The 12,470-nt window shown below is 65.6% G+C and carries 10 protein-coding genes and 1 pseudogene; 7 read left to right on the top strand and 4 right to left on the bottom strand.

Going from position 1 to position 12,470, the window contains the following annotated elements:
* Nucleotides 1-134: 134 nt before the first annotated feature.
* The 4 genes from AB7878_RS13850 (at nucleotide 135) to AB7878_RS13835 (ending at nucleotide 3,983) form a co-directional block, all read left to right on the top strand.
* Nucleotides 135-1,118 carry a PhoH family protein gene (locus AB7878_RS13850; RefSeq protein WP_369494913.1) on the top strand — a complete coding sequence of 328 codons (984 nt, stop codon included), beginning with the start codon at nucleotides 135-137 and terminating at the stop codon, nucleotides 1,116-1,118.
* Nucleotides 1,115-1,648, top strand: a complete 534-nt coding sequence (ybeY, locus tag AB7878_RS13845) for an rRNA maturation RNase YbeY (RefSeq protein ID WP_439653798.1) — start codon at nucleotides 1,115-1,117, stop codon at nucleotides 1,646-1,648. Before AB7878_RS13850 ends, ybeY begins: the two co-directional genes overlap by 4 nt.
* Before the next feature lie 156 nt (nucleotides 1,649-1,804).
* Nucleotides 1,805-2,653 carry a CorC family transporter gene (locus AB7878_RS13840; protein WP_369494912.1) on the top strand — a complete coding sequence of 283 codons (849 nt, stop codon included), beginning with the start codon at nucleotides 1,805-1,807 and terminating at the stop codon, nucleotides 2,651-2,653.
* Between the two features lie 115 nt (nucleotides 2,654-2,768).
* On the top strand, nucleotides 2,769-3,983 hold the full coding sequence (locus tag AB7878_RS13835; protein WP_369494911.1) for a lipoprotein N-acyltransferase Lnb domain-containing protein: 1,215 nt from the start codon (nucleotides 2,769-2,771) through the stop codon (nucleotides 3,981-3,983).
* A 161-nt stretch (nucleotides 3,984-4,144) separates the two neighbouring features.
* Here AB7878_RS13835 and AB7878_RS13830 read toward each other — a convergent pair whose 3' ends face one another.
* Both AB7878_RS13830 and AB7878_RS13825 read right to left on the bottom strand, forming a co-directional pair.
* The gene (locus AB7878_RS13830) at nucleotides 4,145-5,416 is read right to left on the bottom strand and encodes an acyltransferase family protein (protein WP_369494910.1); all 1,272 of its coding nucleotides are present in this window, start codon (nucleotides 5,414-5,416) and stop codon (nucleotides 4,145-4,147) included.
* Nucleotides 5,417-5,546: 130 nt separating this feature from the next.
* Nucleotides 5,547-6,164: pseudogene (locus tag AB7878_RS13825) on the bottom strand (acyltransferase family protein); the annotation flags it as partial.
* 295 nt (nucleotides 6,165-6,459) lie between these two features.
* Here AB7878_RS13825 and AB7878_RS13820 point away from each other — a divergent pair.
* On the top strand, nucleotides 6,460-7,473 hold the full coding sequence (locus tag AB7878_RS13820; protein ID WP_369494909.1) for a magnesium and cobalt transport protein CorA: 1,014 nt from the start codon (nucleotides 6,460-6,462) through the stop codon (nucleotides 7,471-7,473).
* Between the two features lie 75 nt (nucleotides 7,474-7,548).
* On the opposite strand, the gene AB7878_RS13815 is transcribed toward AB7878_RS13820, so the two are convergent.
* Complete coding sequence (locus tag AB7878_RS13815) at nucleotides 7,549-7,764, bottom strand: transposase (RefSeq protein ID WP_369494908.1); 216 nt, start codon at nucleotides 7,762-7,764, stop codon at nucleotides 7,549-7,551.
* 492 nt (nucleotides 7,765-8,256) lie between these two features.
* Entirely contained in the window at nucleotides 8,257-10,401 is a 2,145-nt protein-coding gene (locus tag AB7878_RS13810) for a dipeptidyl-peptidase 5 (protein WP_369494907.1), read from the bottom strand.
* A gap of 467 nt (nucleotides 10,402-10,868) precedes the next feature.
* Between AB7878_RS13810 and AB7878_RS13805 the strand changes: the two genes are divergently transcribed.
* Nucleotides 10,869-11,378, top strand: a complete 510-nt coding sequence (locus AB7878_RS13805; protein ID WP_369494906.1) for a pilin — start codon at nucleotides 10,869-10,871, stop codon at nucleotides 11,376-11,378.
* A gap of 435 nt (nucleotides 11,379-11,813) precedes the next feature.
* Entirely contained in the window at nucleotides 11,814-12,320 is a 507-nt protein-coding gene (locus AB7878_RS13800; RefSeq protein ID WP_369494905.1) for a pilin, read from the top strand.
* The last annotated feature ends 150 nt before the right edge of the window (nucleotides 12,321-12,470 follow it).

The following is a 12,470-nucleotide window of genomic DNA, read 5'->3' as shown; positions in this document are numbered from 1 at the left end:
TGGGAGAGGGGTTGGGGAGAGGGTCCGTGGCTTGCGAAACGCTGCAATGACACGCTCCGCCCGCCCCCTCATCCGCCTGCCGGCACCTTCTCCCGGAGGGAGAAGGATTCACTCCCAAATATTTCACCAAACCCATGACCCCAGGCCTCAACGAACGCGATTTCGCCCTAGCCCCGGAAGACAACGCCCGGCTCGCCAGCCTGTGCGGCCCGTTCGACGAGCACCTGCGCCAGATCGAACTGCGCCTGGGCGTGGAGATCGACCACCGCGGCAACCTGTTCAAGGCGATCGGCGAGGAAGCCTCAGCGCGCGCCGCCGAGAAGGTGCTGCGCGCGCTGTATGCCGTCACCGAAAACGAGACCTTGAACGGCGCGAAGATCAACCTGCACCTGGCCGAGTCGGGCGTGGACGCGCTGACTGGCGACGCGGGCGAAGGCGCGCAGGATGTCGTCATCAAGGTGAAGCGCGGCGTGATCAAGGGCCGCGGCCCCAACCAGGCGCGCTACCTGCACGCCATCGCGCGCCACGACATCAGTTTCGGCGTGGGCCCGGCCGGCACCGGCAAGACCTACCTCGCCGTGGCCAGCGCGGTGGAGGCGCTGGAGGCGAACCGCGTACAGCGCCTGCTGCTGGTGCGCCCTGCCGTCGAGGCCGGCGAGAAGCTGGGCTTCCTCCCCGGCGACCTCAGCCAGAAGGTCGACCCCTACTTGCGCCCGCTGTACGACGCGCTGTACGAGATGCTCGGCTTCGAGAAGGTGGCCAAGCTGATCGAGCGCAACGTGATCGAGATCGCGCCGCTCGCCTACATGCGCGGGCGCACCTTGAACGACTCCTACGTGATCCTCGACGAGGCGCAGAACACCACCGTCGAGCAGATGAAGATGTTCCTCACCCGGATTGGTTTTGGCTCGGTGGCGGTAATCACCGGCGACGTCAGCCAGGTCGACCTGCCGCGCAACGTGCGCTCCGGCCTGCGCCACGCGGTGGAAGTGCTGCGCGGCGTGGACGGCATCAGCTTCACCTTCTTCACCTCGCGCGACGTGGTTCGTCACCCGCTGGTGGCGAAGATCGTGCGCGCGTATGAAGCCTTCGAGCAGAAGGACGAGGACGCCAAATGAAACGCGCAGGAGCGGTCGTAGGAGCGGCTTCAGCCGCGACCGGCACCCAATCGCGGCTGAAGCCGCTCCTGCCCGCGAACACGACGGTGCATCTTGGCTACGCCGTGCCACGTGCGGGCATTCCCTCGCCGGCCAGCTTTCGCCGCTGGGTCGAGGCTGCGCTGCGCGGGGCCACGCGGCGCAGGCCGGCGGAGCTTTCCATCCGCATCGTCGACGCCGACGAAGGTCGCGCGCTCAACCGCGACTACCGCGGCAAGGACTATGCCACCAACGTGCTCTCCTTCGAGGCCGAGCTGCCGCCTGGCCTGAAGCTGCCGTTGATCGGCGACATGGTGATCTGCGCCCCCGTGGTGGCGCGCGAGGCCGCCGAACAGGGCAAACCCGAGCGCGACCACTGGGCCCACCTCACCGTGCACGGCACGCTGCACCTGCTCGGCTACGACCACATCGTGGAAGCCGAAGCCGAGGCGATGGAGGCCTTGGAAACGCACATCCTCGCCGGGCTGGGCATCGCCGATCCTTACGCCTGACGTCGGTATGGATTCTCGTAGGAGCAGCTTCAGCCGCGACCACCAGCACGAATCGCGGCTGAAGCCGCTCCTACGCCGCTCCTACACCCTGAATTGTCACGGGTTTTCCGCTAGACTCGTACTCCCGCCCGACATCGGGCAGTTGCAACCCGAGTAATGAACGACGACCCCGGCAGTACCAATGGCCCGGCCCACCGCACGTGGTGGGATCGACTGGGCCATCTGTTTTCCGGCGAGCCGCGCAACCGCGCGGAACTGATCGACGAGTTGCGCGCCGCCCAGGTCAACGGCCTGCTCAGCGCCGACACCCTGCCCATGCTGGAGGGCGCGCTCAAGGTCACCGAGCTTTCCGTCGACGACGTGATGGTGCCGCGCGTGCAGATCGTGATGATCGCCGCCGACGCCCCGCTTTCGGACATCCTCGCCGCCGTGGTCGAATCCGGCCACTCGCGCTTTCCCGTGCACGGCGAGGACAAGGACGAGATCCTCGGCATCCTGCTGGCCAAGGACCTGCTGAAGTATTTCGGCAACGGCGCCGACTTCGACATCCAGGCGATCCTGCGCCCCGCGGTACTGATCCCCGAGTCGATGCGCCTCAACGTGCTGCTGGCCGAGTTCCGCCGCAGCCGCAACCACATGGCGCTGGTGGTGGACGAGTACGGCGGCGTGGCCGGCCTGATCACGATCGAGGACGTGCTGGAGCAGATCGTCGGCGAGATCGACGACGAGCACGACGACGAGGAAGAGCCCGCGCTGATCCACGCGCAGACCGACGGCTCATGGCTGGTCAGCGCGCTCACCCCGATCGAGGACTTCAACGAGGAAGTGGGCGCAACCTTCTCCGACGAGGAGTTCGACACCATCGGCGGCCTGATCACCGCCGAGTTCGGCCACCTGCCCGAGGCGGGCGAGGAGGCCGGCGCCGGCGATTTCCTGTTCCACGTCACCGAAGCCGACGACCGCCGCGTGCAGCAGTTCCGCGTCACCCGTCGCCCCGACGCCTGATACATCGACACCCCGTAGGAGCGCACCCTGTGCGCGAATGCTTTGCCCCGATCAACGCCAGAGCATTCGCGCACAGGGTGCGCTCCCACCGTGAACACCTGCGGCAGATCCGACCATGCGCCAAACCATCGCCCTGCTGCTCGCCCTCCTCCTGCTGGCCATCGGCCCGGCCCATGCCAGCGTCGCCAACGCCCCCGGTGCAAACCTGGAAGTCGCGCTCGTCACCTATGGCCCGGGCGACGTCTACTGGGAGCGTTTCGGCCACGACGCGATCGAGCTGCGCGACACCGTCAGCGGCGAGGCGGTGAACTTCAACTACGGCGTGTTCGACTTCAACGAGAAGAACTTCTTCTTGAACTTCGCGCGCGGCCGCATGCACTACCTGATGGACGCCGAGTCCACCGGCCCGGAGGAAGCTTGGTACGTGCAGGTGGGCCGCTCGATCACCCGCCAGCAGCTCGCGCTGACACCCACGCAGGCGGCCGCGTTGCGCGACTTCCTGTTCTGGAACCTGCGCCCCGAGAACGCCGGCTACAACTACGACTACTACATCGACAACTGCACCACCCGCGTTCGCGATGCACTGGACAAGGCGCTGGGCGGCATCCTCAAGGTGCGCCTCGCCGCGGAACCCGGCGGCATGACGTATCGCGAGCAGACCGATCGCCTGATGAGCGGCCAGTCCTGGCTGATGCTGCTGCTCGACCTCGGCCTCGGCCCGTACGCCGACCAGCCGATGACCGCGTGGAGCGAAAGCTTCCTGCCCTACGAACTGCAGGCGAACCTGCGCGGCATCCGTGTGCCCGACGGCCACGGCGGCACGCAGCCGCTGGTGCAGGACGAACAACTGCTATCGCCCAACCGCCTGCAGGCGCCGCCCGCGCAGGCGCCGGACCTGCGCCTGCCGCTGGGCGCGGCCGGCCTGATCCTCGCCATCGCGCTCGCACTGACCGCGCGCCGCTGGCGCACCGGCTTCGCCCTGCTCGGCACGCTGTACCTCGTCGCCGCCGGCCTCGTCGGCCTGCTGCTGCTGGCGCTGTGGACGCTGACCAGTCACCACTCCGCCTGGGCGAACGCCAACCTGCTGCTGTTCAGCCCGCTCGCCTTCCTGCTGCTGCCCGCGCTGTGGCGCACGCGCCGTGGCCTCGCACCCACACGCTTCGTCAACGGCGTGCTGATGCTGCAACTGCTGGCCGCGCTGGCCACCGTGCTGCTGCACCTGCTGCCCGGCACCGTGCAGCAGAACCAGCCGTGGATCCTGTTCGCGCTGCCGGTGTGGCTGGCGCTGGCGTGGAGCCTGCGGCAGCTCGCGCCTCCGCCTTCTCCGTAGGAGCGGCTTCAGCCGCGATGCTCTTGAAGCTGCCTACCCGAGAGCATCGCGGCTGAAGCCGCTCCTACCCGCTCCTCCCCGGAGGCGGGTGTTCGTTCATTGCCCGGTAATGCTTTGGCGCTTCGACCGTCGCCAAAAGTTTTCGCGCACAGGGCGCGCTCCTACGGCGGCGTCTTGGCCTTGCCGCTGTCACTGGTCGCAGTTGCCGCATCGATGCCCAGCTTCCCGGCCAGCACTGGCCCGAGCGAGGCCGCGAAACTGCCGGTCAAATGCTGACTGTCACGGAACACCACCATGCCATCACGCTCCGCCGAGCACATGTCGCCCGGACAGACTTGTGCATTCATGTCCAGCATACCGACGTTGGCGAAGCGTCCCGACGCCTCGCCCAGCCACTGATACACCTGGTCTGCATGCGGATCATCGGCCGGAGCGCGACAAGCATGCCGCAGCCCCAGCCACGCCGGTCGCCCCGTGTGTTCCGCCAGACAATCCGGTCCATCAAACGGCAGGTGTGGCGTATCGCGCAGCAGATAGATATGTCCAGCTGCCGGACTGAGTACATCGAGCACCCTTGTCGTGCCATCAATCCATTGCGCCTTCGAGAACTTGTACCCGCCCCCGCCCACGGTCCCCAGCAGCACCACATCGGGCCTGATCTCAGCGACCTTCGCCAAGGCATGCGTGCGCCAGGTCGAACACACGGTGTATTCCTTGCCGATGCGCTCGTAGAAGAACGGCTCGTCGACCATCGGGCAGGACGACTTGGTGAGCACCAGCAGGCGCCAACCCGGCCGATCGAATGCCTTGGCGGCGGCGGGAAACCACTGCCCGGCATGGCTGTCGCCCATCAGCACCACCGTATGCGCCGCGTTGGCAGGGCCGAAGGCACAGATGTGCACCCGGTCGCTGTAGTACCAATCGTCGCAACCCATGCCATAGATCGCCGGCGCATCGCCGTGCGCCATGGCATAACGCTGCATGGCGGGCGACTGCATCCGTTCGGCCGCTTGGTTGTTCCAGCGCATGCACAGGCTGTTGGCCAGCAGCATCAGCGCCAGCGCTCCGAAGATTGCCATGCACGGACGCGCCAACCACTGCCGCCGATTGCGGATCGGCGACTCGATGAACCGGCAGGACAACCAGGCTAGCACCAGCGACAGCAACACCCAGGCGATGCGATACACCGGCGCATCCGAGCCCGTGACCGCTCGGCCGAGCAGCAGGATCGGCCAATGCCACAGGTACCACGAATAGGAGATGCCGCCGATCCACTGCAAGGGTCGCCACGACAACAGCCGCGATACCCCGAACGGCCGCGTGGCCACGCAGCCCGCCGCAACGATGCCGACGGCGCCCAGCGTGGGCAGCAACGCGTAGCCACCGGGATACGGGATATCGGCACTGAACAGCACGCCTGCGAGCGCGACCATCCCAAGGCCCAGCCAGCCGATGGCATGCAGCGCCCCGGGGCGGCGACTCCACCACGACGCGCCGCCAGTCGCCGGGCACCTTGAAATACAGCCAGACCAGCGCACCGGCTGCGAACTGCCAGGCGCGCAGGGGCATCATGTAGAACGCCAGCTGCGGCACCTGGTAGCTCAGCCACGCACACGTCGCGAAACTGGCGACCACCACCACGAACATGCCGATCTTCAGCCGCGCCACGCCGCGCTCGCCATCGCGACCGAGCAGCCACACCAGCAGCGCCGGCCAGACCAGGTAGAACTGCTCCTCCACGCCCAGCGACCAGGTATGCAGGAACAGATTCGTCTCGGTACCGGGCGCGAAGTAGTTCTGCGGCGCGAAGGCGAAATGGATGTTGCTCAGCCACAACGCGGCCATCGCCGCCGCGGACGACTGCTCACGTTGCTCTGTCGGCGCCAGCAGCAGCGAGGCCAGCGCGCCGACGACCAGCAGCATTGTCAGCAGGGCCGGCAGCAGGCGACGCAGGCGACGCACGTAGAACTCCGCGAAACGCAGCCGCCCGGTGTCCGACACCTCCTGCACCAGCAGGCCGGTGATCAGGAAGCCGGACAACACGAAGAACACGTCCACGCCGACGAAACCGCCGCGCAACCACGGCACCCCGGCGTGCACCGCCACGACCAGCAGGATGGCCACGGCACGCAGGCCTTCCAGATCGGCGCGGTAACCCAGCCGGTAATCGTGTCCCTTCATCGCCCCTGCGCCCCTGCGTGATTCCGAATACGAACCCGGTGATGGTACAGGGCAGTGCCTTCCACCAGACTGCCCCGTTCGCGAACTGTGCGGTGATCCAGCATGTGCTGGCGTGGAGCCTGCGGCAACTCACTCCTCCGCCTTCCCCGTAGGAGCGGCTTCAGCCGCGATGCTCTTGAGTAGGCCCGTTCAAGGCATCGCGGCTGAGGCCGCTCCTACCCGCCTCTACCCGCTCCTACCCGGATGTGGGGATTCGTTCATTGCCCGGCATCGGCCTGCACGGCATCATGCAGGCATGACCGCGTCGACGCCCGCCGTACCCGCCCCGACCGACACCCGCATGGTGGTCAACTGCGTCGCCTACCACAACGACGGCCGGCGCATCGGCGACGTGGGCATCGATGCGATCAGCGAAGTGCTCAAGGAGCCGGACACCTTCGTCTGGGTGGGCTTGCACGAGCCGGACGAAGCGCTGCTGCTGAAGCTGCAGGAGGAGTTCGACCTGCACGACCTCGCGATCGAGGACGCGCAGAGCGCGCACCAGCGCACCAAGATCGAGGCCTACGGCGACTCGCTGTTCATCGTGGTGCAGACCGCCCAGCTCATTGGCGGCCACATCGCGTTCGGCGAGACGCACATCTTCCTGGGTCCGCGCTATCTGCTCACCGTGCGCCACGGCGCCTCGCTCTCCTACGCGCCGGCACGACGCAGCTGCGAACACTCGCCCGACCTGCTGGCGCTGGGACCAAGCTACGGCCTGTACAGCGTGCTGGACTTCATCGTCGACAACCTGCTGCCGATCGTGCGCGACTTCCGCGAGGAGCTGCAGGAGCTGGAGCAGGACATCTTCGCCGCCAGCTTCAACCGCGACACCGTGCGCCGCCTGTACGACATGCAGCGCGACCTGATGACGCTGCGCCTCGCGGTGGCTCCGCTGCAGGACGTGATCAGCCAGCTGGTGCGCCTGCATCCGCAACTGATTCCCGACGAGCTGCGCGCCTACTTCCGCGACGTGCACGACCACGTGACGCGGGTGAACGACTCGATCGGCGCGATGCGCGAGATGCTCACCGCGGCAATCAGCGTGAACCTCTCGCTGGTCACCTTCGGCCAGAACGAGGTGATGAAGAAACTCGCCGGCTGGGCCGCAATGCTCGCCGCGCCCACCCTCATCACCAGCTGGTACGGCATGAACTTCACCCACATGCCCGAGCTCGCCGAATCCTGGAGCTACCCCGTCATCATCGGCGTGGTGGCCTGCGTGGTGGGCGGCATCTACCTCGCGCTGAAACGGGCGAAGTGGTTGTAGGAGCGGCTTCAGCCGCGACCGGCGTTTGGAATCGCGGCTGAAGCCGCTACTACGACGGCCGCTCCTACGCTGCACCTACGCACCGACAAACCACGCATTCCAATACGGCCAATCGCCTGGGCAGGCCACCAGCCCCGCGCGGACGGGATTGGCGATGACGTAATCCGCTGCCACCCGCAAATCTTCCTCACGGCGAAGCGCATGGTCGTGATACCCGTGCATCCACAATGGCCCGGTGAGGCGAGCATGTTGGCGCACCCGCCGCGAAAACACGCCCTTGAACCGCTGCATGACGCGCGGCAGCTCCGCTGCCGTCGCCTAACTCGACGATTCCATGCCAGTGGTCTGGCATAAGCACCCAGCACAGGCAACGGCTTGGAGCCCAGAGTTCTGACTCCCCTATGCACCGCGCCGCAAGGCGTGCGAGTTCGGTATCGGTGAATACCGGCCGGCGCTGATGGGTGACCGTGGTAAGCAGATAGACCTGGCCCGGCAACGAGCAACGGCCGATGCGCAGGCGATGCTGGGCGGGGTTGTGGATTCGGGTCATACGACATGGTGACTGGCACGCACGTCGCGGTGCCATGGATGCCGCGATCAGATCGTATGGGGTGACGGCGATGCAATGTGTAGGGCATTGACCGCACCAGCGTAGGAGCGGCTTCAGCCGCGATGCCATCAACGAAACGGCAGCCCGCAGGCTGCCGTTTCGTTGATGGGGTGAGTTTGCATGGTGCTTGGTCGCGGCTGAAGCCGCTCCTACACCCGCTCCTACGGCCGCTCCTATTTCTGCGTTTCAGGCGCCGCCGTCCACTGCTTCAGCCACGCATTCACCGTGTCGTGCCACAGCACACTGTTGTGCGGCTTGAGCACCCAGTGGTTCTCGTCCGGGAAGGTGAGGAACTCGCTGGGGATGCCGCGGCGCTGCAGCGCGGTGAACGCGCCCAGGCCTTGGCTGAGCGGGATGCGGAAGTCTTTCGCGGAGTGGATCACCAGCATCGGCACGCGCCAGTCCTTGACATGGGCTAGCGGGTCGAACTTCTCATAGTTGGCCGGCACGTCGTACTGGGTGCCGCCGTTCTCGTGTTCCTCGAACCACAGCTCCTCGGTGGCGTAGTACATCATGCGCGCATCGAACACGCCGTCGTGGTCGATCAGGCACTTCCACGGCTGGTTCCACACGCCGGCGATCCAGTAGGTCATGAAGCCGCCGTAGCTAGCGCCCAGCGCGCAGGCGCGGTTGCCGTCGAGGAAGGAATACTTCGACAGCGCGGCCTGCCAGCCGAGCTTGAGGTCCTCCAGCGGCTTGCCGCCCCAGTCGCCCGAGATGGAGTCGGTGAACTTCTGGCCGTAGCCGGTGGAACCGTGGAAGTTGATCGTCACCACCGCGAAGCCCTGCCCCGCGTAGGTCTGCGGGTTCCAGCGGTAGCTCCAGCTGTTGGTCATCGCGCCTTGCGGGCCGCCGTGGATGATGAAGGCGACCGGATACTTCTTGCCGGGCTCATAGCCCGCCGGCTTCACCACATAGCCTTGCACGGGCTCGTTGTTCCAGCCCTTGAAGGTGAAGAACTCGAAGTCGCCCTCGTGCGCGTTCTTGAGCAGCGCGGCGTTGTAATGGGTGACCTGTCTGAGATCCTTGCCGTCGACATTCGCGGTATAGAGATCGCTGGGACGCTTGAGATCATTGCGCGCCAGCAGCAGCCGCGACCCGGCCAGCGAGTAGCCGTCCACCGAGCCCGCGCCCACCAACTCGCGCACCTTGCCGCTGGCGGTATCCACCGCAAACAACGGATGCTCGCCCTCGTCGTCGGCGGTGACGTAGAGCGTCTTGCCGTCGGCGGAAATGTCCATGCCGCCCGGCGAGCGATCCCAGTGCGGATCGATCTCGCGCTTCGCACCGGTGGCGAGGTCCAGCGCCATGATGCCGAAGCGGTCGGCCTCGAAACCCGGCACCTTCATCGCAAGGTAGTACAGCGTCTTGCCGTCTGGCGAAGGCACCGGATACGCATCCCAGGCCTTGTTCTCGGCGGTGAGGTTCACCGGCACCGCGGAACCGTCGGCGGGCATCTTGTAGATGTCGAAGTTCGTCGACCACGGCTCGCTGCGACCGGCGATGCGCACGTCGAAGTACACCGTCTTGCCGTCGGGCGAGTAGGCGAATTCGCTGTCGTCGCCGAACGGCTTGCTCGGCACGTCGCCGTCGATGCCGCGCGTGAGCAGCGTCGGCTCGGCCGGTAGCTGGCCGTGTACATCGAAGCGGCCGAGGTAGAGCTGGTTGCGCGTGCCGTCGGACCAGGTATCCCAGTGCCGCACGAACAGCTTCTTGTACAGCGTGCCGGTGGCCTTGTCCGCCGCGCGCTGGTCCTGCATCTGCTTGGTGCAGGCCAGCGTGCCGCAATCGGTGAACACCGCATAGGAAAGCAGCACGCTTTTGCCGTCCGGTGACAGCTTCCAAGCCTGCACGTCCAGCGCGCCGTGGCTCACCTGCACCGGCGCCGTGTGACCAGCGAGATCCAGCCCGCCTTTGCCCACCGCGAAATCCATCCGCCACAACTGCGCCACGCCATCGGACGGCGCCACGTAGTACAGGCTTTTGCCATCCGGCGCCCAGCGCGGCGAGGAAGCGCCCTTCGCCACCACCGTCATCGGCTTGCCGCCGCGCGACAGATCCAGCACCTCGATCGCGTTGACGCCCTTGTTCGCCGCGTAATCCGTGCTGCGCACGCCGAACGCCGCGTAGCGCCCGTCCGGCGACAGCTGCGGATCGGAGACCCGCTGCATCATCACCAGGTCGCGCACGTTGAACGGATGCGGCGCGTGGTCCACGGTGATCGCGGTATCGATAGGTGCCACCGTGTCGGTGTCCACCGCGAGCGCAGGCGACGCCGCCAGCGCCAGCAACAGCGCGGCCGTCAGGGCCTTTTTCATGATCGTTCCCCAGGGTGATTGGTAAAGGGGCAAGGTAAGCACACCGGGAATACGACGCAAGCCAGCCCGCCAAAACCCCTACAAGGCAGCTTGAGAGGCACACCAGCCGTGATCGTCCCTCGCCCGTGCCGGATGACTCATGCCAGCCCAATCGGCCGCAAGCTGACAAATTGCGTCACATGCTGCCCAAAATCACCAGTCCTCACGCAGCAACCCAAGTGTCAGCCAGCGCACGGAACGAGGCCTCCCCACTACCGGTGGCGGGCTTTCGTGACCGCATGCACAACACACAAGCGCCGCAACATGAGGCAATATGTCCGCGGTGGTCGTGGCATGTTAGATGCTTCGATTCCGCCAGCTTCCTGGTCGTTCCTGACCAAGTCGTGTTGGGGTTCGATCCCGCCTAGGGGGTATCGGGGCCGGAACCCAGGGGGCAACTACGCTAGCTAGCCAACAGAGGAACCACCATGAAGAGCATGCAGAAAGGCTTCACCCTGATCGAACTGATGATCGTGGTCGCGATCATCGCGATCTTGGCGGCCATCGCCATTCCTGCGTACCAGGATTACGCCGTCCGCGCCAAGGTCACCGAAGGCGTCGTCGCCGCCGAACCTGCCAAGATTGCCGTGGCCGAGGGCTTCCAGTCGAATGACATGACCGGCGTTGCCGCTGCCGCTGCGCAATTCCCCGGCACGGGCACGAGTGCATCCAAGTACGTCTCGTTCGTTAAGGTCGACTCAGCCACTGGTTTGATCACCGTCGAGACCAGCAAGGACAGCGGCCTGCCGACCGCGGCACAAAACAAGACGCTGACCTTGACCCCCAATATTGGCGGGGTGGCTCTGGCGGCTGGTGCAACCGGCACGATCGACTGGGCTTGCGCTTCGGACACCAATACCACCGCGACGGCCCACAAGCTGTCGGTGGGCGCTGCTGGCACCCTGCCGTCGAAGTACGCACCCGCCGAGTGCCGTTGATCCTGGCTTCGATTTCGAACCCACCCTGCCTTACCGAAGCCCCGCCTCGCGCGGGGCTTCTTTTTGCAGAGCTATGGAGCAAGGCCATGAGCAGCCGTCACCCTCGACAACACCCCGAAGCGTGCGAGCACGCAATCCGCCTGGGGTGCGTCAGGCGCAGACTTCGAGTGCCCACATCTGCCCACTTGGATAGATTGCTGCGTAGTGATGACCCCTGCCTTTCCAGACAGGGGTGAAACGCTTTCGTGATGGTCAACACACTGCGCGTAGTGACCCTGTCGCGCCCTTTTTGCAAGGCGTTTCGTGGCATACAAAGTGCTTCGACTTCATCAGCTTCGTGGTCGTTATTGGCCATGATGAAGGGTCGATCCCGCTTGGTGCGGCATGGACCCTGGGGGCATCAAAGGTTAGCTAACGAAGCAAAAGGAACATTCCATGAAGATCATGCAAAAAGGCTTCACCCTGATCGAGTTGATGATCGTCGTGGCGATCATCGCGATCCTCGCCGCCATCGCGATTCCTGCATACCAGGACTATGCCGTCCGCGCCAAGATCAGCGAAGGCATCGTAGCCGTCGAACCGGCCAAGATTGCCGTGGCCGAGGGCTTTCAGACGAACGACGTGAACGGCCTCGCCGCCGCCAACGCGCAGTTCCCCGGCACCGGCACCAGTGCGTCCAAGTACGTTTCCAACATCAAGGTCGACAAGCTCACCGGATTGATCACCGTCACCACCAGCAAGGACGCCGGCCTGCCAACCGCCGCACAAATCAAAACGCTGATCCTGACCCCCAATATCGGCGGGGCAGCATTGACTGCCGGCGCAGCCGGGACCATTGACTGGGCTTGTGCTTCAACCACGGATACCACTGCGACATCCCACAATCTGACAGCAACCACTGGCACTCTGCCGGCGAAGTACGCACCTGCCGAATGCCGCTGATTCTTTCAGTTTCGAACCCGCCCTTCCTTGCCGAAACCTCGCCTCGAGCGGGGTTTCTTTTGCAAAGAATGGTGCCAAGCAATGCGTAGCCACCATCACGGCGGCATTCCGATGCGCGGCCAAGCGATCTGCCAAGCAGTGCCCCAAGCG

Source organism: Rhodanobacter humi, assembly GCF_041107455.1.
Classification (GTDB): domain Bacteria; phylum Pseudomonadota; class Gammaproteobacteria; order Xanthomonadales; family Rhodanobacteraceae; genus Rhodanobacter_A.
This window is presented reverse-complemented; position numbering and strand designations above follow the sequence as displayed.

Excerpts from the sequence above, each read along its gene's own strand:
- AB7878_RS13850 (WP_369494913.1), top strand. The coding sequence starts at position 135 with ATGACCCCAGGCCTCAACGAACGCGATTTCGCCCTAGCCCCGGAAGAC.
- ybeY (WP_439653798.1), top strand. The coding sequence starts at position 1,115 with ATGAAACGCGCAGGAGCGGTCGTAGGAGCGGCTTCAGCCGCGACCGGC.
- AB7878_RS13840 (WP_369494912.1), top strand. The coding sequence starts at position 1,805 with ATGAACGACGACCCCGGCAGTACCAATGGCCCGGCCCACCGCACGTGG.
- AB7878_RS13835 (WP_369494911.1), top strand. The coding sequence starts at position 2,769 with ATGCGCCAAACCATCGCCCTGCTGCTCGCCCTCCTCCTGCTGGCCATC.
- AB7878_RS13830 (WP_369494910.1), bottom strand. The coding sequence starts at position 5,416 with ATGGTCGCGCTCGCAGGCGTGCTGTTCAGTGCCGATATCCCGTATCCC.
- AB7878_RS13820 (WP_369494909.1), top strand. The coding sequence starts at position 6,460 with ATGACCGCGTCGACGCCCGCCGTACCCGCCCCGACCGACACCCGCATG.
- AB7878_RS13815 (WP_369494908.1), bottom strand. The coding sequence starts at position 7,764 with ATGCAGCGGTTCAAGGGCGTGTTTTCGCGGCGGGTGCGCCAACATGCT.
- AB7878_RS13810 (WP_369494907.1), bottom strand. The coding sequence starts at position 10,401 with ATGAAAAAGGCCCTGACGGCCGCGCTGTTGCTGGCGCTGGCGGCGTCG.
- AB7878_RS13805 (WP_369494906.1), top strand. The coding sequence starts at position 10,869 with ATGAAGAGCATGCAGAAAGGCTTCACCCTGATCGAACTGATGATCGTG.
- AB7878_RS13800 (WP_369494905.1), top strand. The coding sequence starts at position 11,814 with ATGAAGATCATGCAAAAAGGCTTCACCCTGATCGAGTTGATGATCGTC.